The 21,581-nt window shown below is 41.6% G+C and carries 10 protein-coding genes; all 10 read right to left on the bottom strand.

Features of this window, described 5'->3' with window-relative positions; translation table 11 throughout:
- Positions 1-6: 6 nt before the first annotated feature.
- A complete protein-coding gene (locus OCI93_RS12755; protein ID WP_261594203.1) occupies positions 7-1,230 on the bottom strand; it encodes a lanthionine synthetase C family protein in 1,224 nt (407 codons plus the stop codon).
- Between the two features lie 72 nt (positions 1,231-1,302).
- Complete coding sequence (locus tag OCI93_RS12750) at positions 1,303-3,426, bottom strand: peptidase domain-containing ABC transporter (protein WP_261594202.1); 2,124 nt, start codon at positions 3,424-3,426, stop codon at positions 1,303-1,305.
- Positions 3,427-3,458: 32 nt separating this feature from the next.
- Complete coding sequence (locus OCI93_RS12745) at positions 3,459-4,703, bottom strand: HlyD family secretion protein (RefSeq protein WP_261594201.1); 1,245 nt, start codon at positions 4,701-4,703, stop codon at positions 3,459-3,461.
- A gap of 242 nt (positions 4,704-4,945) precedes the next feature.
- Entirely contained in the window at positions 4,946-6,307 is a 1,362-nt protein-coding gene (gene glmU, locus OCI93_RS12740; RefSeq protein ID WP_261626541.1) for a bifunctional UDP-N-acetylglucosamine diphosphorylase/glucosamine-1-phosphate N-acetyltransferase GlmU, read from the bottom strand.
- Between the two features lie 302 nt (positions 6,308-6,609).
- Positions 6,610-7,305 carry a hypothetical protein gene (locus OCI93_RS12735; protein WP_261626540.1) on the bottom strand — a complete coding sequence of 232 codons (696 nt, stop codon included), beginning with the start codon at positions 7,303-7,305 and terminating at the stop codon, positions 6,610-6,612.
- The gene (locus tag OCI93_RS12730) at positions 7,302-10,460 is read right to left on the bottom strand and encodes an efflux RND transporter permease subunit (RefSeq protein WP_261626539.1); all 3,159 of its coding nucleotides are present in this window, start codon (positions 10,458-10,460) and stop codon (positions 7,302-7,304) included. The genes OCI93_RS12735 and OCI93_RS12730 overlap by 4 nt, the downstream gene beginning before the upstream one ends.
- 1 nt (position 10,461) lies before the next feature.
- On the bottom strand, positions 10,462-11,499 hold the full coding sequence (locus OCI93_RS12725; protein ID WP_261594197.1) for an efflux RND transporter periplasmic adaptor subunit: 1,038 nt from the start codon (positions 11,497-11,499) through the stop codon (positions 10,462-10,464).
- A 36-nt stretch (positions 11,500-11,535) separates the two neighbouring features.
- The gene (locus OCI93_RS12720; RefSeq protein ID WP_261594196.1) at positions 11,536-12,465 is read right to left on the bottom strand and encodes a cupin domain-containing protein; all 930 of its coding nucleotides are present in this window, start codon (positions 12,463-12,465) and stop codon (positions 11,536-11,538) included.
- 55 nt (positions 12,466-12,520) lie between these two features.
- Positions 12,521-14,176: a cyclic peptide export ABC transporter gene (locus OCI93_RS12715; protein WP_261594195.1), complete on the bottom strand. Its 1,656-nt coding sequence runs from the start codon at positions 14,174-14,176 to the stop codon at positions 12,521-12,523.
- Between the two features lie 13 nt (positions 14,177-14,189).
- On the bottom strand, positions 14,190-21,581 hold the full coding sequence (locus OCI93_RS12710) for a non-ribosomal peptide synthetase (RefSeq protein ID WP_261626538.1): 7,392 nt from the start codon (positions 21,579-21,581) through the stop codon (positions 14,190-14,192).

Raw genomic sequence — 21,581 nt, 5'->3', positions numbered from 1 at the left:
TCCTTTCTAAGCCATTAACAGGCAATCAGCCCAGCTGGTATCATCATTTAGAGCGGCCAATAGTGCTAACCCTATACCGGAGTAACCCATCAACAAGCCAAGATCTTCGTTATAACACTTATCCATCCCATTAAAACTATACATAGCTTCAATACCCCGATCATCGTATTGGGCTAACGTATAATCGAGCCAAGTTTGGGCTGTCGAGGCAAGCTCAGGGTGAGGCATTATTTTATTTAATAATTGATATATAGTAACCAACCCTGCAAAGCCATGACACAGCCCAGCATCGTTAATGTGGCCAGATTCTGCGTCTCTTTTGGTGCTATGAAGCGCTATCTCTAATGCTCTTTCGACGTAGCTAGGTCTACCTAAGGCATGGCCTATACGAGCTAGTGTCAATGCAATGGTTAAATCTCCATAACACCAACCTAACCGTGAGTCATGTTGGCTGCTTTGCGCACACGTGCCAAAACACGAAAATGCGTCATCATTGGTATTTTGATGGGCCAACAACCAATCACATCCGCCTTGCAGTAACTCGCTAACCTGAGGCTTTAACTGCTCAATATTTAATGCGGGCAGCAATGCGGCGAGAATACCGGGAACACCATGCGCCAAACCAATGTTATACTCTGGCTCATCAAGCGCCTCTTTATCTAGTCTATAGACTGAGTTACTCGGTTGAGACCAAGTAATATGACCATTGTCTAATCGCGTTGCGGTGCTTGCTAGGCCGTTAACAATCACAGTCCATAATTGCGTTTGATCACTAAAACGTGCTCGTCTGGCTGCATAAGGACTATAACCAGATAAACCCATTACTGTTTCAATTTCTCCAGGCCATGGGTCGTGCGATAATGACTCAATAAATAACGCATCAACCTCTTCTAAAAGCTCAGCATCATAGTCATCTTTTTCTGCTTGATTTAGATACTCTAATACCCAAGCTTGACCGGCTAGACCATTACTCAATTCAAAAGATTGCTCAGCGAGCCTATCCTGTAGCTGCTCTAATTTTTGAGAAAAAAGAGTTTCATCAACCCATTGTGGGTTCCATTGATGCGCGTTATAAAGAAACAACAAATGCCCAGCTACACCACTTAACAAACCATGATGAAATTGCGTGGTATCAGCATCAATGACTGACTTAACTAACTGATGAATAATGTGTTCTATTTTTTCTTTTTGTTCTTTTTTTTCAGGGAGTAAGTTGTAATTATCAATCATGCTTTTCCTTAAGGTATCTTTTATTATCTTAAGCCATGGGCACGAATCCTATGACTTATTTGACTGCCTTTACTAAGCCTCTGTCGGGCTTTGTTCTTTATATTTAGTTAACTTTATTTCACGATCAGCAGAAGCTATGGTTTCTTTGCGGTGTGCAATGATCACCCGAGTAATTTTCAAACGCGATACGGCATCATTAATATCTGACTCTAAGCGGGTGTCTAAGTGACTTGTCGCCTCATCCATAAATAAAATTTTAGGATCTTTATACAATGCTCTTGCCAAAATAATACGTTGCTTTTGACCCCCTGAAAGACTTGAGCCCATATCGCCAATCAGGCTGTCATAACCCATGGGCATCGCACTAATATCATCATGAATCGCGGCAAGGTCAGCGCAGTACACTACCTTTTCCATATCTATAGGCGTATCAAAAAAGGCAATATTATCAGCCACTGACCCTGATAGCAGTTCATCATCTTGCATCACGGCTGCTATTTGTTGGCGATATTGACGTGCGCCTAATTGCTCCAGTGGAATACCATCTATCAGTATTTCTCCGTTTTTCACAGGAATAAGCCCCAGCATGATTTTCAACAACGTAGACTTACCACAACCTGAGGGCCCTGTAATGGCTACCGATTCTCCCGCATTGACTTTCAAGCTCAAGTTATTCAGTACATTGGCTGAGGCATCAGAGTAAGCAAAACTCACATTGTTGATTTCAATATTACCTTCAATATGATGGCGTTTGGTTTTATCTGGCTGTAACTGTTCTTTGTCAGTAAGCGCAATGTCGGCAATACGATCAAAGTGCAAGCCCAACATTTTAAACTCGATAAACTTCTCAATTAGATTCGCCGTTTTATCCATGAACTGGCGCTTATACGACATGAACGCAAATAGCATTCCGGTACTAAAACCACCTTGAATAACCAAGTGTGCTGCCAAATACACCACCACTATGTTTTCTATGCCAAACAAGGTTCTGTTAATGGCATCGTAGCCTATTTGAAAGTTCCCCAAACGAATATTTTGGTTGATTGCATTGGCATAGCGGTTTTGCCATTGACCTTCACGCTTAACTTCAGAGCCAAACAGTTTTATGGTTTGAATACCACGTACGGTCTCCATAAAGTTTGAGTTTTCTTCTGCTCGCGCCATGATCTCTTGCTCACTAATTGCACGAAATGGTTTATACATGGCAACTCGAACTAGCGCATATAACACCACTGCAATTAAAACCACCAGCGATAGCGTGGGTGAGTAGAAAAATATCATCGCCAAGGTGATCATCGCCATTAAGCCATCAATAATGGCTTCGATTACACCCGTAGTGAGTAACTGTTTGACCTGTTGTAAAGAGCCAAATCGAGAAACCACATCACCCATGTGCCGTGTTTCAAAGTAGCTCAGTGGTAAACGTACTAAATGGTGAAATAGATTAGCGCCCAGTTGAATATTCATTTGGTTACCAAAATGCAGTAACGTAAAACCTCGCAATGCATTCGTTGCAATCTCAAAGACCAACACCAAAAAAAAGCCAACCGCCAGCACCGTTAATAATGATGTATCGCCACTGAGTACCACATCATCAATCACCAATTGAATGTAATAGGGAGACGCCAGTGTAAAAACTTGCAATAGTATAGATAACGAAAAAATCAGTATTAAAGAACGTTTTAAGCCGGTGATCCGGCTCCAAAAATCAGAAAACTTTAAAGAAGGTTTTGCTTGTCGTTTTTCAAAATTCTTAGTTGGGGTCAGTTCAAGTGCAATCCCCGTAAAGTGCTTAGATGCTTCTTCAAGCGTAAACGTTTTTTCACCCGCCGCAGGGTCATGGATCACAATGCGTTTTTCATTGGCCTTTTTAAGCACCACAAAGTGGTTCATATCCCAATGTAAAATACAGGGTGTTTGTAATGCGTCTAAGTCTTCTAATTCAATTCGTAATGGCCGAGAAGTCAGTTCAAGCTTTTCAGCAAAGTGCATAATATCTAAAAGCGTTGCACCTTCTAATGAAATGCTAAACTTTTGTCTTAATGAAATGAGATCGCTGTTATAACCATGATATGCAGCTACCATAGCTAAACTTGCTAAGCCACATTCTGCCGCTTCAGATTGTAAAATAATCGGCAGAGATTTCCTTGACCAAAACTGTAGCTTAGCTACTGGAGATTCATCTTCAACTTGCATAATAAGCCGCCTTTATTCCTATAATTTACAGCTTACAGCTGACCTTTAATGCTAAATACTGGGTCGAAAAGCCACCGTAGTAATGATCGCTCTTCTAAAATAACATCCGCGTCTAACGTCATGCCTGGACGCAACGCTGATTCTTTTCCATATGCCTTTACATGCTGTTGCTTTATATCGACAACCACACGATATGCCGGTGCAGAGATAATACCAGGGGTATTGGTTTCATCTGGAAAAATAACACTTTGACTGACTTCAATGACATGTCCGTCATACACACCAAACTTTTCATAAGGAAAAGCATGATAACGCAAGCGAGTTAACAGCCCTTCTTTTACAAAGCCAAACGCACTCGTTGGGACAAAAATAATGGCTTGCATTTGACTGTTTTCTGGTAATACAGACAACAAGTTTTGGCCATTGACCACGTTCTTGCCTACTTTGGCCATCAAACCACTGACAATACCCGACTTAGGTGCTCTGAGCTCACCTAAGCGTTGCTGTTCAACGGAGGACAGTTGAATTTGCAACTCTGCTTTTTGAGATTGCAGCTGCGATAAATGATCACTTTGTTCTAAAGGCAACTGCTCTAGCTGATTTACTAATTGTTCAATTTGGCTTTGCAGCGACAAGCGCTCCGATTGAATACTTGATGCTTGCTGTCTTAATGATAGCAACGTGTCTTTTTGCCTTTGCAGCTCTAACTCTGAAATATACCCAGTACCTTTGAGCGTACTGATTTGCGACACCATTTGTGCATTTAATGATAAGCGCTCTGAAAAAGTTTGCGATTGCGCTTCCAGTTCAAGTAAGCGAGCCTGTGCCGATGATTTTTGCTGGTTAAGCTTACTTAATGCGAGCTTGTTTTGCCTTTGTTGTTGTTCAATACGCTGCTCTAGCGAATGCAATTGAAACGTGTATTGATTTAACAACGCTTGGTTAAGCTCAACCGCGTGTGTACTATGCTTGGCAGAGGCAATCCGTAACAAAGGCGCACCTTGCTCTACGTACTGTCCTTCACTAACAAGCACCTGTGAAAGTACACCGGTTTGCGGGGCTTTGAGTCGCAAGATCCCAGTATTAGGTTCAATTACGCCACTCACACGCTCTTTTCGGGTGTATTTACCCACAGATAAAAATATCAAGCTGATGATAACAATGGCCACTATCATCACTGCTAACGTGCGAAATAAGGGGGGCTGCACCAATGAGACAGCACCTTCTAGCCGATGCCGCTTGTTTTCCATTACTTCTTTGCGGAATAAGTTTTCCATAGCTCTACTTCGGGTAACATTATTGTTAAATTTTGTTCATTGAAATGACAATGTACCATGACAGCTAACAAAAGGGAACGCAGTGAACATATGCCACGTACCTTTTTAATAACCACTTAAAGTACTCATTTTTAACTGAAAAGCCAATATCGAAATTTATAGTGTTTGGTAAAAGTAGGGCTAAACGGTCTAGGCTAAAACATAACTATGGGCAACTTTCATTGCCCTTTGTTATTATTGGCCTAAGATTTTTTAGTTGGCCGCTTCCATCCAGATACATTACGCTGCTTAGCTCGTGCTACAGCGAGTTGCTTATTTTCAACCGTATTTGTGATCACTGAACCCGCACCAATGGTTGCAGTTGTGCCAATATTCACCGGTGCCACGAGCGCTGAATTAGAGCCAATAAAAGCGTTGTCACCAATAATAGTTTTTGACTTGTTTACGCCATCATAGTTACAAGTAATTGTACCGGCGCCAATATTTACTTTTTCACCAATCTCTGCATCACCCAAGTAAGTAAGATGATTCGCTTTAGAGCCTCGACCTAAGTGGGTATTTTTCATTTCAACAAAATTGCCCACATGTGAGTCTTCAATCATCACAGACCCAGGTCTTAGGCGAGCGAAAGGACCAAGCGTACACTTAGCACCTACTTGCGCATTCTCAATTAGCGTATTGGCTTTGACTACTACACCATTGCCGATAACGCAGCTTTTTAGCACACAATTGGGGCCAATGATAACATCATCACCAATTTCAACTTTGCCCTCAAAAATCACATTGATATCAATCTGTACATCTTGCCCGGTAGTAACTTCACCACGTACATCAATACGACTTGGATCAGCGAGGCTGGCACCATTGAGCATAAGTTGCTCAGCTTGCCAAGTTTGATAAGTACGCTCTAAAGCAGCTAATTGTAAGCGATTATTAGCCCCTTCTACTTCCATTGGATAGTCAGGCTGAGCAGACGTGATTTCAACACCATCTTGATGTGCCATAGCCACAATATCAGTAAGATAATACTCACCTTGGGCGTTATTGTTAGACAATGCGCCTAACCACTTTTTAAGCAACTGGCCATTGGCGGCCATAATACCCGTGTTGATTTCTTTGATTTCTAATTGTTCAAGTGTCGCGTCTTTTTGTTCCACTATGCCTACTAATTTGCCATTTTCTCTAAGCATACGACCATAACCATTAGGATTATCAAGTACCACGGTTAATACAGCTAAACCTTGTTTTGGCGTTACCGCTAACAGCCTCTCTAATGTACCAAATTTGGTCAACGGGACATCACCATATAGAATAAGCACAGTGTCATCATCACCTATGTGATCTTTGGCAACTGCTACTGCATGCCCTGTACCTAGTTGCTCTTTCTGTAAGACCCAGTTAACTTCATTGTGTGCCAATGCACTCTTTAGTTGTTCAGCTCCATGCCCATATACAAGGTTAACCTCTTTAGAGCCTAACGCTACTGAGTTATCAATAACATGCTGCACCATAGGCTTAGCAGCAACAGGATGAAGTACTTTAGGAAGTTTTGAGCGCATACGAGTACCTTTACCCGCAGCTAAAATAATTGTGGTGAGCGACATTAAATCAGCATCCTTTTATCAAACTGGTTTATTATCATGTGAACATCGTGCTATGAGAAGATATCAATTATTTACACACATAAACCCCCTCACTAGATAGGGTATTACGAGCGATAACGAGTAGTCACATAATTCTATATGCCGCTATTGTAACGAGGTTCTTAGCAAGTCGTTAGTAAAAACTGTTTGATTACCCATCTAATCTCATCAGAGGTGCACGAAGGAAGGAGTATTTTGTTTAAGCCTGAAGTAATTATGTGGATACACATAAACAGCGTACCCACAGTTTACTATTTGGTGTACTAATCGTACTTGGTCGTCTCTATATGAGTAAGACTAACTTCACTTAGAAACGTTGACTGCAGCTTTAAGTCTTGTTGGAACAACGCCACCTTATGTGCTTTACGGCAAAGCTGGTCTGATGTATTCATTACACTATCACCAATATTTGGCTGCTTCTCACTTAACCATTCTATTAATGAAGCAGCTGCAGCAGGGTCTGAAGCAGTAATTAAACGCTCTGCCAGTTGTTCATGATATTGAGATACCAATTGCTGAGCTTTCGACTGCCATGCAGCAACATTTATATTCAAGCCAACCTCTCGTTGGTATTGTTCGCCGGCATTAAATATTTCACTCAGTAGAGTACGAAGCTCACTTTTATCAATAAACCGCAGATTAGTTCCATGTAACTGACTAAGGGTGCTTGCTATTATTTGCAGCTTGAATGTATCAAGCTGAATTTGCTTCATATCTTGTAATGCACTACGTAATATCGCGCCCAACTGAGCCACTTGCTTATGCTTAATTTGATGCTGCTGCTCCGTTAGTTGTGATGTACTTTCATCCAGTTCCAACTTGTTATTTACCTTTGACACCCATATTTTTGAGTTGTCTCCTTGGTAACTCAACTGAGTATTTAATTCACAAGTATTAACCTCAACAGCATACACCGTCAAAGAAACTAACCAAGTGAATATTCCAATTATTAATTTCATTTTACGCTCCTAGATTGCGATAATGACATTGCTTGCTTCTCATTGCTCACTGCTAGGCTTAATGAAGATTTTACAGCTTCCTTATTGAACTGGCTCGACATCTCAGTTTTATCGCCAAAATGTCGTGTTAAAGTGAGCAATGCTGACAACACAGGCAAAGAAAACAACAAACTACACAACATCCCTGTGGCAATAATAACAGCCAAACCGCGATATATTTCTACACCAGTTCCAGGCAGTAAGGCCAGCGGCAACATACCAAATATACTGGTTAAAGAGCTCATCAATATCGCACGACTACGGCTTTTTACTGCTGATTCAATAGCGTTAAAGTGATCTGCATGCTCATTAAATTGAGTCCGATAAAATTCCACAAATAAGATAGCATTATTGATCACCAGCCCAATCAGTATAATAAAACCAAGCATCGTAATAATATCCATTGGTTGAAACACAAATAAATTAGTTAGCTGAAGTGACAAAGCACCACCAAAAATAGCAATAGGGAGAGAAAGCAGGCATAACACACCATATTTAACTGACTGAAACAATGCAATAACCAGTAGTAAAAGAAGTAATGTGGCAAATAAAAACTGACTCTGCATCTCGCCTAACAGCTGTTGCAAGCGACTTGCACTGCCGCGATAACTAAAGAACTCATTGTTGCTAAGTAAAGGGGTAATTTGGGGCCCTACTTGCTCTTTTAGCTGCGCAATAAAATCTTGTAATGCAACACCATCTGGAGTTGTCACTTTAACAGATAATGTACGATGACCATTTAGGCGAAACAATTCTTGAGCACTGACACTTAGTTGATAGTCAAGCATTGATCGTAATGGAACAGACCCTTTTTCCGGGTAGAAAAACGGCGCATCTAACAACTGATCAACACTTTGCCACTCATGCGCTTGTAAGAATAATGGTAACGTTTCATTACCATCAAAGTACTCTGTCACATATGAACCATAGTTCATCGCCGCAAGCTTAGTGGATAAGCCCTGTTGATTCTCTCCTAAGCTAAAAATACGCTCGTTAATAGGAGTGAATACATAAGTCGGATTTGCCAACTCTAATGGAATATTAGTTCTGACGCGTACATCAGGAAATGCCTCTCGTACGAGTGCTTTAACTTGCTTTCCCACGTCTTGTAGATGCTCAAAGTTTATACCACCAATATCAATCGATACTTCTCGGCTGTTAGATAAACTGGTCCTTAAAATAGACTCCACACCTGAATAAACCCTGAAAAGAGAGTCATTCATCGCCAGCTCGCTGCGTAGCCAGCTTTTGATCTCTGACGCTTTGGTATCTTCATTCGCTTTGACTAAAATAGTGGCACTTTTATCACTATCTGAATAGATCAAATAGTCATGGATATTGGGGGCTTCACCAGACGCGATATGCTGCTCTATGCGTGTAATAACAGGTTGAATAATTTCACTTTTCACAGCTTCATCATTGAGCGACTGGTTGAAACTAAAATAACCCCAAGCAATATTACCTTTTACTTGCGGTAACACTTCTGCATGCGGCATTGCCCATTTTAAACCAATCACAGGCACCACAAAAAGCAATACGGTGATGGTTAACGCTATTTTCTTATTTCGAAGCGAACGACTAATTAAGCGAGCTGACTTATCAATGATGGGGTGGTTACTGTCATTTAACGACGTGTTATTTAAAAAATACTTAAGCAACAGCGGGATCACACTCATAGATACCAATAATGAACTCACCAATGCAACAGAAATAGTTATCGCTAAATCATGAAATAACTGACCTTCAGCACTTTCCATCAGTGCAATTGGAATAAATACCACCACACTAGAGACCACGGATGTGATCAGTGCGCCTGATACTTTTCCTGCCCCCTCACGCACCGCATCAAGCGTTGACATGCCTTGCTCTTTACGTCGTACGATACTATCAACTATCACAATGGCTGCATCGAGTATCATACCTGTAGATAATGCGACTCCTGCAATCGAGATAATATTAAAACTGCGATCCAATAAAGATAAAACAATAAAAGTGCACAAGATTGATAGTGGCAGACTGGAGAAAATAATTAAGATAGTGGTTTTACTGCGTATAAACGCAAACAATACAATTGTTGCAAGCACGATGCCCAACAACAGGTTGCCTTTTAACATATCCATCGCATTAACGATATTTTTTGAATCGTCACTGCTGTTTTCAAGTATCATTCCCCTCGCACCCAATACATCTCGATTGAGGATCTGTAAATGGATATTAATTGACTCTATTAAACTGAGCGTGTTTGCATTACTGGCTGGGAAAATAGAGATATAAAACGCATTTTTACCATTCCAAAAGACGGGGTTAGAATCATTCACATAATCAAAGCTAACTTGAGCTAATTCACCTAAACGGATATCTCTTTGCGCCTTCTGTTTAACAACAATCTGGTATAAGTCATCAACTTCAACTCGGCCTTTAAAACGAACAGTGAACTCTCTCCCTCCTTGCTCAACCTGACCACCACTTGAATTCAGCGAGTTATTCAGCGCCTTTTTTATCTCTTCTAACGTTACCTCATACATAGCTAAACGATGAGGGTCAAAACGTACCGAAATTCTTTTTTCTGTTGGGTTTAACGCAACAGAAATACCTTTAACACCCTCGATACTCAGTAAGCTATTTTTTATCTGTTGCTCATAAATACGCGTAAAGTCATCTCTATCGAGCACGATCTCTTTGTTTTTTGGAGACAATAATAAGGTTGCAACAGAGCCTCTATTGTTAATGGCTAAATTTTGTATCTTTGGCTCAAGTGCGGTTTTGGGTAACGTCTTAATTTGATTCACCCGGTCAATCACATCAATATATGCCTGATTCATGTCTGTGCCAGATGCAAAACGTAACCGTGTTTTGCTTCTACCTAAGGAAATATCAGACTTGTACTCAATCACCCCATTTATTTTCGAGAGTAGCTCTTCCATAGGCTCAGTAATTTCACGCTCAACTTCTTCAGGAGACGCCTGTGGCCAACTATTGGTCACTACAATTTCATTTTTACTGATCTCAGGCAATAATTGCACAGGCAAATTAAGCGCAGATATGATACCTAGTACTAACAATACAATGGCGCAAGCCACAACATAATAGGGTCGATTAAGGCTAAAGGTTGTCATTTTACTGCTCCCGTACAACACGCTTTATAACACTGTCACCATCTCGCAAACTGCGCATTCCACGTGTTACAAGCTCATCACCCGGTGCGACTTCACCTGTCACAATGTACCTATCTTCTTTACTTGCCAGTACATTAATAAGTGTTTTCTCAACCGTATTATTAGTGCCAAGTTTAAATACATAAGCACCATTTTTTTCTGGTATAACTGCATCCAAAGGCACCGAGAAAGTACCTTTGCCAACCAAACTTGCCGTTAAACTAATTTGACTTCCCATCACCAATTTATTTGCCAGCGCGGTACTGGGTGTGATGTAAACTTGAATAGACTGGGTATCACTATTAGCCACTTCTAAAACACGCGCAACTTTTACCGTATAACGTCCCAGATGACTTTCAATATCAATTGGCATACCTGGAGCAAACTCAGAGTTGTATTCTATTGGCAGCTGGGCAATTAATTCGACACCATTAAAAGGAATTAATTTAACAATTTTAGTGCCCACACTGACATAATCACCTCGGTTGATATATCGTTCACTCACAACAGCATCAACATCAGTAACCATGACCGCTTTTTTAAGCTTTAAGTCTAAGTCTTGCAACGTTAGCTGAGCGCGTGCCAACGCACTTTTAGCCACTGATAATTCTTGTTGTAATGTTTCTAGCATTTCTTCAGAAATACTATTTGTTACCTTAAGTGCCTTACTACGATTAAGTTTTTTATTAAGATAGGCAATTTGGTCCTTGGCTTTACTCACCTCTACTTGGGCAAGCGCTCGCTCGATTTCAAGAAATTGAGTATCTAGCTTAGCAACAACATCACCCGCCTTAACTGTGGTACCGGGCTTCTTTACAGATTCGAGGTGTGCATTGATATAACCTGCTAAGGTAATTTCATCATAACTGGCTACCTTACCAAGCATTTTAAACTCAATCCCTCTGTCGTTAGATGTCACTGGCAACGTATCCACGATAGTTTCGGCCACCGCGGATTGTCCTAGTAACATAGCCAACATAATAACCACTACTCTTCTCATCGTTATTTCCTCCGGCTTATTACAGCACTGTAATTGCTATTTGCGCTCACTGGCATACGCTTGCATCATCTTCATTAACCCTTGTGGAGTCGCAAGCTCATTAAGCTGGGAACAGCAAGCCTGAAATTCTTGCAATCCCGATGTGAATAACTTATCGGGTGATAATGATTGACTTGGTTTACGCCACTCTTCGCCATAAAACATCGGCACATTGTTGAGTAAATAACCAAAGACATCTCGCCAATTTAGTAAGTTAACTTGCAAAACAAGGTGCATACTCTCATCAATATTTTCGGTTCTATGCCAGTAACCTCTAGGTAAAAACATCACTGAACCAGGCTCTAAATCAATCGTTTCAAATTCGCTTGGTTCTTCGATTGGCTGTTCAGGATTGGTTAATTGCATAGCCACTTCAGGTGGATAATCACTACCCGCTCGCCCCCCCTTTGTTGGCCACTTAACCGCCTCATTTGCTGCAACATGCCAACGCTTTTTGCCACTAACTTGCACAATAAAAATCTCTTGTGCATCCCAATGCCAAGGCAGTCCTGGACCCGCTTGTGATGCAAATGCATTTATCTGAGCCGTTCCTGGCACTAAACCAAACGTTTTATCTAATTCTTTACACCACTTTACAGACACATCATTTAGCAGCCTTCGAGCATAAATAGTGCAACCTTCGTGGTATAAATCGATGGCTTGCTGGGGTGTTATGCCGAACTGACTGGGTAAATTAGTACGCGTATAATCTGCACGTAAATCATTTTCACTACGAGCATTAACTAAACGCTCTATTGATGTAAAATCAGGGTCATTAATTAACTCAGTAAGCAACGCATTATTGCCATGTGTCACATTAAATTGCTCTGGCCACTTTTGAGTCATAAACTCAATATTTGATAGAGGGTAAAATAACGCATCTATTGGGCTGGCCAATGCGCTATCGGATTTTGTGCTCGCGTTCATATTGTCTCCAAATTTTTTATTTTCGCGGCTATTACTAGCCGCTCTTTTATATTCATTAACTGGCAGCAAGCAACGCTTCATCTTGGCGATAACGAGAAAAATCAGGATGCGCATCATCTGTCAGTAAGTGTGATACACCAGAATCAAACACCACTCGAGTATCGGCTTGAGCAAAATACTTATCATCATGCGACACAGCTACAACGGTTTTACCTTGCTCTTTAAGCCACGGTAATATTTGCTGATAAAAGACGGCTCTAAAATGTGGGTCTTGATCTGCGGCCCACTCGTCCAAGACAAATACATCACACTGCTCAACAATTGAGTTAATTAACGCTAAACGCTTTCTTTGGCCTTGTGATAAGTTGGTAGAGACAAAGCGGTTGTCTTTAACACTGACCTTGCTTTGCATCTCAAATTTTTCCAATAATGGGTCTATTTTATCTTTCCCCGCGACGCTGCCGTCATGGCGCAACACATCATTAAACAGGTAAAAATTGGCTAAAATTGGCGTGAATAAAGCCTGATAAGAGCCCATACTATTAATATCTAACTCTTTACCATCAATAATTACTTGTCCTGATGAGGCTTGTGTAAAACCAAGTAGCAACTTAATAAAGGTTGATTTTCCACTGCCATTACCACCGGTAATAAATAGCGTTTCACCCTTATTGATAGTGACGTTAATCGGCCCAAGTGAAAATGGCACTTCTGAACCCTTTTGAGGATATTCAAAGTGGATATCTTTGAACTCTATTTTTTGCCACTCTAACGTGGGTTGTTGATCAAATAGCTGCTCTGTTGGTTTTTCTTGCGCAATAGCAAAGCCAGATATTTTGTCTAAGGCTATTTTTGCTTTTGCAAACTGTTGCACTAAGTTCATCACTGCTGCAAATGGGCTGGCGCTGAAAGTAATGATCAACACATAACTGAGCAACACACCCGGTTTGTTTAAATATTGACTGGATGCGATAATAATCCCTAAGAGCATAAAAACCAGCATGCTGGTAAAGCCGCGATTGATGTCCCAGTTAAAGCGCACTTGTCGCTCTCTATCACACATTTGATCAATACTAGGTAACAACTCATTATTGTAATGATGCTTGCTGCGCTGTTTAGAAATACTCAGCTGAGAAAACCCTTCCAGCAGCCCTTTATAACTTTCCATCAAAGAGTCTTCACTTTGGCGTAGTAAACGTGATTTTGCTGATAAACGACGAATTAATGCACGCGAAATAAGCCCTGACACCACAATGCCACATGCTAATATGCCGAACATTTCAGGTGACAAATAGGCTAAATAACTCAGACATATCGTTAACAGTAACGCGTTATACATAAAAGTTGGCATTTCAGACAAAGCAGCTGAGATTGAATTAACGTCGTTAATCAAAACATTGTAGAGCTTTTCTGTACCTACATTTTCGTAGTCTGCATAACTGGTAGACATCACTCGCTTAATTAAGGTCATCCTGACAGAGCGCGTTGCTCTTGAACTAAGCCGTGATAAAAACGCAGCTGAGCACATAGACAAAGCAACAAAGCCAACTAAGGCCAATACGAAGGTATCAAGACGGAAACTAGCAGCGCCAGTCTCCCCCACTTTACCTATTGTCGCAAATAGCCACAGTGCAATAACCGCTGTCGCACCGCTAATAGCACATGCCATGGCAAGCAATAGTTTGTGCTGTTTAAAAAAATAGCTAAACATAAAACCTCTGTAATTATGCCTTTAAGCTCAAGGCTGAGTTGCTGGCGTTCACATCAGTGAGTTCACTCTGCTGCGACACTAAGTTATATATATATCCGGCAATACTTAACGCCCCCATGTCTTTGAGCATGGAAAAGTGATCACCCGTTGCTATACATGTATCGTACTTACCTTGTGTAATATCCGAGCTGTTTCTAGTGAACTCAAACACTCGCTCTTTATGTGCCTGTGCAATCACATGTAGTACATCACCTTGAATTGGCGTGTCATAACGGTATTCACTGAATAACCTTGATTGCTGATGATACAGCTCACTAAGTCGACTGGCCGTTTGTGGGTCTGCGTTGTTAGTAATTGCTCTAAGCAAAGCATTATCTTGAGATGCCTCACTTGCTGGTTGGTTAAACAGAGTATCAATCAGTACTAAGCTAACTTTGAATCCATGGCGCTCTAGCTCATGGCACATTTCTAATGCAACGGCACCACCGTATGAATGTCCCGCGATATAAACCGTTAAATCCTTTGGGTGATGCGTTAAAATTGCTTGGGCAAATTCGCATCCATTTTGTTTCACACTAGTATGTGCGAGGTTACTGTCCATCACTGCATGGTGATTGAACGCCATCACATTCAGTGCCCCTTCCAACGCATTAGAAATTGCATTAAAGCTCGTCGACAAGCCTAAAGTACCCGGCACACAGTACAATGTAGGCTGTTCGTTACCCACACTATGTAGTACGCTTAAACTGCCGTTTTGCTCCGGTTCGCTTCCCCTATCAATAAACGCTGCCAACGTTCGAATTGTCGGATAATTAAACAAGCATTTAACGTTCAGTGACTCTGTGGTTAGTTGTTGTTGGTTAATTTCATTCATTACCGTCAAACCTAATAAAGAATGTCCACCGATACTAAAAAAGTTTGCACTCACACTGAGTGAGTCATAAGGCACCACCAACTTATCACTCCATATGCGCGCTAACTTTTGCTCTAACAAACTACTAGGTGCAACGAACTCACCTTGCGATAAGCGAATATCTACCTTTGGCAAAGCGCGCTTATCTATTTTTCCATTACTGGTCAATGGCCAACGCTCAACTACGGCAAAACCACTCGGCACCATGTAATCAGGCAGATTTTGTGCAAGCTGCAACGGCAATGCTCTTACTAAACTACCCGCATCCGTGTTCGCATCAGCTGCTCGTACATAAGCAATCAGCTCTTGTGTAGCTTGGCGTTCATTGACTACGACTAACGCTGAGTCAACCTCAGGAATATCCATGATTCGCGCTTCAATTTCACCCAACTCTATGCGGTAACCTCTGACTTTAACTTGGTCATCACAGCGGCCAACGTATTCAATTCGTCCATCAGACAAATACCGAACGAGATCTCCCGTGCGATACATTAACGTGCCGATATCACTTACAAACGGATTAGCAATAAATCGCTGCTTGGTCAGCTCAGGTCGATTCAAATAACCGTTAGAAACTCCATCACCACTAATGTAAAGCTCACCAACAACTCCCATAGGAAGTACTCTAGCAGCCTCATCTAATATATATAGCTGTGAGTTCTTACAGGGGTGACCAATATGGCTAACCTGTTCATTAATCACACCATAACTGCTGTTAACAGTTGTTTCGGTTGGTCCATACGCATTGATCAATGCTTTCTGATGCTGCTCTTTATAAGCGTATAACTGTTCAAACACTTGTCCTTGTAACCAGTCACCACTGGAGATCAGGTGTACTGGGGGCAGTGCAGGGTGCATCACCAACTGGCTCAGAAACTGAGGGGTTGAATTCACAATAGAGACATCATGGCGTGCAACCAACTGCGCTATTTTATCTGGAGATTTCGCGTCACTGGAGCAAACAATCACAGTGCTAACACCTCGGCACAGCATTAATAAGCTTTTCGTAGCCGCATCAAATGCAAATGAAGGTAACCAAAGCCAGCTTTGAGGTATGCCACCACAATGAGATAACTGCTCAGTAAATGCACTATCAAAAGCCATCACCGCCCGGTGACACGTTAATACACCTTTTGGTTGGCCTGAAGTACCTGAAGTATAAATAACATAAGCTAAACTTTTTGCATTAAACGTGCTTTGAGTATGAGCAATATTATCAGTACTATATTGTGCAAAGTTCAGCTCAGATGGGTCATTCAAGCTAACAAGTTGCGCATCTAGGTTAACCAAATCGGGTTTTAATTGAGATTGCGTTAAAATTAATGATAACGAGGCATCTTGTGCAATAAATTGCAAACGCTGCTCAGGTAAACTTGGGTCTAACGGCACATAGGCTGCACCGGCTTTTAAAATGCCGAGCATGCCAACAACCATGTCTTCAGAGCGCTCAACACACAACCCAATCAAGGTATCTTCTACGCCTGCACCTTGCGCTTGCAAGTAATGGGCAACTTGATTAGCACGCTCATTAAGTGTCTGGTAACTCATTGCGAGTCCATCAACCCATAAAGCTGTTTGCGACGAATTGGCAGCAGTCTGCGCTTCAAATAAATGATGAATGCCTTTATTTACCATGTAATGACCTGCATTATCATTGAGCTCTGTCAGCTGATAATGCAGTTCCTGATCTGACAATATAGAGAGCGCAGTGAGATCACTTTGTGGCTTGTTTGTCATCTTGCTCAGCGCCACAAGTACGTTATCTAGGTGCCCTGATAATTGTGCAATATGTTCAGCAGTAAATAATCCCTCATCGAAGCTCCAATGAACTTGAACCCCTGACTCATCAAAACCAAGCTCGATATTTAAATCAAATTTAATTTGAGTGGTATCTCCCGATATGGCTTCCATTTGCACATTAGGTAGGCGAAAAGACTGCTCCTCTTGTTCACTGCTAATGCCAAACCCTGTAAAGGTGGTCAGCATGATTTGAAAAACTGGCGAATAGGCAGCACTACGTTGAACTTGTAGTTTCTCAACCAATTGATCGAACGGAATATCTTGGTTTGATTGTGCATCAAGATGCGTCAAACGCACATGAGCAAGATATTCTTCAAGTGTTTGATGTTCCGTTTTAACGCGCAATGCCAAAGTATTTGCGAAGTAACCAATCAAAGATTCCAACTCAGTTTGCATACGGTTTGCCACAGGAGTACCAACCACAATATCTGAACTATTACTATGTCGGCTGAGCACTAATGCAACGGCGCTATGTAGTAACATGAACGAGGTTAATTTATGTTCTTTTGCCAACTCATTAAGTGAATTGGCCACATCAGCATTTAAATAGCTAGAATACATATCACCACGTCTGGCGCGCTGTTCACTTCTTGGGTAATCCAACGACAAACCATGTACAGGTGGCAAATCTGCTAATTGCGTTTGCCAGTATTCAAGCTGTTTATCACTGCCACTTTCTTGCAACTCGCGACGCTGCCACTGTGCATAATCCGCATACTGTAATGTTAACGGTGTTAGGGGGCTTGACTGACCTTGAACGTAGGCATGATAGAGGGCGAAAAATTCCTTCTTCATAATTTGCATTGACCAACCATCCGCTGCGATATGATGCAAATTAAAGGCTAGAATGCCTTTATTTTCAGCTAAATTGATATAGCAGGCCTTTAACATTAGGTCTTTGCTTAAATCAAATGCCTTAGTCATAAACGCCTTCGTCAATTGAGATACCAAATAGTCCTGCTTTAGGTGTGGTACATCACTTAAATCAACCTGCTCAATCTCGAACTGAACCTGCTCTGTAGGTATAATTTTTTGTGTCGCAAAGTCATCATGATCAACATATACCGTTCTTAGCACTTCATGGCGCGCAATAATGGTTGCTAAAACATCCTGTACAGTTTGCAGGTTTAATTCGCCTTGAACTCGATAGGCACTAGGCATATTGTATTCAGGAGTTTTTCCTTGCAGTTTATTGATAAACCATAACCTTTGCTGTGAAAATGACACTGGTATCGCCGCGTTGCTTCTGTTCATTACGACCAATGGATTATATAAATGTAACTGCGTGCTAGAGGCCAGAGCTTTACTCATTTCTACAATGCTCGGGGCATCAAAAATAGTTTGTACTTTTAGCTCAAGCTCTAACTGAGCACGAATCTCCGAAGATAACCTAACAGCCAGTAATGAATGGCCCCCAAGCTCAAAAAAGTTATCTGTCATACAAATACTGCTAGGCTTTAAGTGTAATAACTCAGCAAAGATGCCCAGTAAGCTTTGCTCTAATTGAGTGGTAGGTAAAATAACCTCTTTGTTCGTGCTATACGTAGGTTCAGGCAATGATTTTTTGTCTACTTTACCATTTGGATTGATAGGCCAATGGTCAATGACCACCCAATGATTTGGCTGCATATAACTTGGTAATTTGTCTACCAGCTCAGCTTTAACAAAGGCTATAAGCTCATCCACTCCACCTAAGACCGAGTCTTTAAACTTAACGTAGGCAACAAGTTGCTTATGAGCACTGAGTGTTTTAACGAGTACCACCGATGAATCCACACGACTAAGCTCGGTAATTTCACTTTCTATTTCACCCGGCTCAATTCTAAAGCCACGAATTTTAACCTGATCATCGGCTCTACCAACGTATTGTAAATTACCCTGCTGATCGTATTTTACCAAGTCACCACTACGGTATAGGTGACTGCTAGTGCGTGCTAACTTACCCAAAAAAGGATTTTTGACAAACCGCTCGGCACTCATCTTTGGTAAATTTAAGTACCCTTTGGCTAACCCATCACCACCTACATAAAGCTCACCAACACAGCCTTTTGGTAATAACTCTTGGCTTGGGCCGAGAATAAATACCTGATCCCCACTGATGGCTGTGCCAATGGGAATATCGCCTGAACAGCCTTCTCTTGGCACTGGATAACACGTACTAAAAGTAGTGTTTTCTGTTGGACCATAGCCATTGATCACTTGCACTTGAGGGTGATTTTTTTGTGCTCTACTGACCGCTTCTGGTTGTAAAACATCACCACCAGCAAGCACATATTGTAAGGAAGGTAATAACGCGTCGTAACGGCTCCATTCGGTAAACAAACCCGAGGTTAGCCATAAGGCCGTCACTTGGTGGTCGTCAATCGCTTGATTTACATACTCAGGCTCAACTACTTTTTGGGGATAAAGTGCGCAGCACCCACCATTTAACAACGGTCCCCAGATCTCTAGTGTTGCAGCATCAAAGGATGTATTCGCCGCTTGCAAGAATACAGTGTGTTCATTCAAGGTCATAAAGTTAGGGTTTTTTACCAGCCTTATAACGCCGGAATGTGGTACTAATACCCCTTTGGGATTGCCAGTAGAGCCAGAGGTATAAATCAAATAGGCTAAATTTTCAGAACTATGCGCTCTGGTTAAGTGTAAGTTTTCGCAACTAAAATGAGACCACTCATTATCCAGTTGCAATGAGTTACCCACCTTCACCTGCGTCCCCGAAAAATTTTGTAAATCCTCAGGTAGCCCTTGCGCCGTGATAATGCATTGCAGCTGAGCATCCTTAATCATGTAATTCAATCGTTCACTAGGATAGTTCATGTCCAATGGCACATATACACCACCGGCTTTTAAAATCGCTAACATCGCAATCAAGGTTTGCGCCGAACGCGCTAGATGAATACCAATAAATGTGGGCTGAGAAGGTGATATAAACGTTGCTAAATAATGCGCCAAACGATTCGCGTGCTCATTCACTTGTGTATAAGTTAACTGTGTATCTTTGTGCACAATAGCAATATTGTCACCAAAACACGCAACCTGACGTTCAAAGCATGTATGGATTGTTAACGAGGCATCATAACTTACCGGGCTATTATTCAACTGAACGAGCAAGTGTGCCTCTTCTTGCCGTGACAGCATAGATAAATTAGATAATGGCGTAGCTGCTTCTACTGGTAACTCGGCCATCTCCTCTAGCAGCGACTCCACATGACGGTTAATTTGCTCTATGTGTGAGGCCTTGAACAAGCTCACATCATAGTTCCACTGCATACTTAGCCCCTGCTCACTAATGCTAAAATTAACCCCTAACTCAAACTTAGCTTGATCTAGCTCAGGTCGCATTGGCGTTAATGTCATATCACAGAGTGTGACTTTTTGCGCTTGCGGTGTCTGCGCTGCACGGTAATCGCCATCTGCGGATACCATAATTTGAAACAAAGGCGAATGACTACTACGTGAAATTTTAAGTCGCTCAACAAGTTGGTCAAAAGGTAAGTCTTGATTGGCCTGTGCTTGCAAGTGCACATCACGAATTCGATTAAAATACTCATTTAACGGCGCATCACTCACGTCACTTCGCAATACAATAGTATTAACAAAAAACCCAATTAATGGTTCTACTTCAGCACGTAAACGATTTGCGGTAGGCGTCCCTAAAACTATATCTGTACTCCCACTGTGCCTTGCTAACACTATATTTAAAGCACCATGTAAAAGCATAAATGGCGTAAGCTGATGGTGCTTGGCTAGCTTGAGTAGGCTCTTTGACACCTCACTTGAGAGCTCACCTGATACCCATGCGCCACGCCCCTTCCTGACATCTGGACGTGGAAAATCCAGCGGAATTGAGTGAACTGCAGGGGCATCAGCCAGTTGTTTTTGCCAATAATTTACTTGTTTTTCTAACACATTATCGGCCAGCTGAGCATTTTGCCATGCAGCATAATCATGATATTGAATACTCAGTGGTGGCAGCTCAACCTGCTGCTGTTGCACCAGAGCGTTATAATATAGGCAAAACTCTTTGGTCAAAATATCCATCGACCAGCCATCTGATGCAATGTGATGCATATTGAACAGCAAAACCCCTTCCTCTACTTGGGACTCTGTTGCGTGCTCAGTACAGATATAACTCCCTTTGATCATAAGCTCATTGCTTAAATCAAATGGCTGAGAAAACACTTTTTTCACCAATTGGGCCACTGCTTGCGCTTTATCGGCACTGATTAAGTGGCTCATATCATGACACTCTAATTTAAACTTTAGATCGGAGCGGAGGCACTGTAGAGGCTCTCCCTGAACCTCTTGATAAACAGTACGTAATACCAAATGACGGTCAATCACACGATTCATTGCTTGCTCTACATACGCAACGCTTACCACGCCTTCTGTCTGAAATGCGATGGGCATATTGTAATCACTGTTTTGAGCATCTAATTGGCTAACGAACCAAAGTCTTTTTTGCGCAAATGACAGCGGCACTTGGGCATAATCTACCATTGGCTTAATACGGCCAGCACTGGCTGATTTTTGTGCTAGCAGCGCCATTATTTGCGTTTTGTTATTGCGAATTAAGCTCCCAAGTTCTGGACTGATTGCACCGCTGGCTGAGCGAGATTTTAACTTGCCAGATTCGAGGTATAAGTAAATTTTATGACTCGCCAAGCGCTTAAGTATTTCTTTTGCATTCAT

It is taken from the genome of Pseudoalteromonas holothuriae (assembly GCF_945859825.1).
GTDB classification, from domain to species: domain Bacteria; phylum Pseudomonadota; class Gammaproteobacteria; order Enterobacterales; family Alteromonadaceae; genus Pseudoalteromonas; species Pseudoalteromonas holothuriae.
Note: the sequence above shows the minus strand (reverse complement) of the source record. Positions and strands in the feature narration are given on the sequence as shown.

Excerpts from the sequence above, each read along its gene's own strand:
- OCI93_RS12755 (WP_261594203.1), bottom strand. The coding sequence starts at position 1,230 with ATGATTGATAATTACAACTTACTCCCTGAAAAAAAAGAACAAAAAGAA.
- OCI93_RS12750 (WP_261594202.1), bottom strand. The coding sequence starts at position 3,426 with ATGCAAGTTGAAGATGAATCTCCAGTAGCTAAGCTACAGTTTTGGTCA.
- OCI93_RS12745 (WP_261594201.1), bottom strand. The coding sequence starts at position 4,703 with ATGGAAAACTTATTCCGCAAAGAAGTAATGGAAAACAAGCGGCATCGG.
- glmU (WP_261626541.1), bottom strand. The coding sequence starts at position 6,307 with ATGTCGCTCACCACAATTATTTTAGCTGCGGGTAAAGGTACTCGTATG.
- OCI93_RS12735 (WP_261626540.1), bottom strand. The coding sequence starts at position 7,305 with ATGAAATTAATAATTGGAATATTCACTTGGTTAGTTTCTTTGACGGTG.
- OCI93_RS12730 (WP_261626539.1), bottom strand. The coding sequence starts at position 10,460 with ATGACAACCTTTAGCCTTAATCGACCCTATTATGTTGTGGCTTGCGCC.
- OCI93_RS12725 (WP_261594197.1), bottom strand. The coding sequence starts at position 11,499 with ATGAGAAGAGTAGTGGTTATTATGTTGGCTATGTTACTAGGACAATCC.
- OCI93_RS12720 (WP_261594196.1), bottom strand. The coding sequence starts at position 12,465 with ATGAACGCGAGCACAAAATCCGATAGCGCATTGGCCAGCCCAATAGAT.
- OCI93_RS12715 (WP_261594195.1), bottom strand. The coding sequence starts at position 14,176 with ATGTTTAGCTATTTTTTTAAACAGCACAAACTATTGCTTGCCATGGCA.
- OCI93_RS12710 (WP_261626538.1), bottom strand. The coding sequence starts at position 21,581 with ATGAATGCAAAAGAAATACTTAAGCGCTTGGCGAGTCATAAAATTTAC.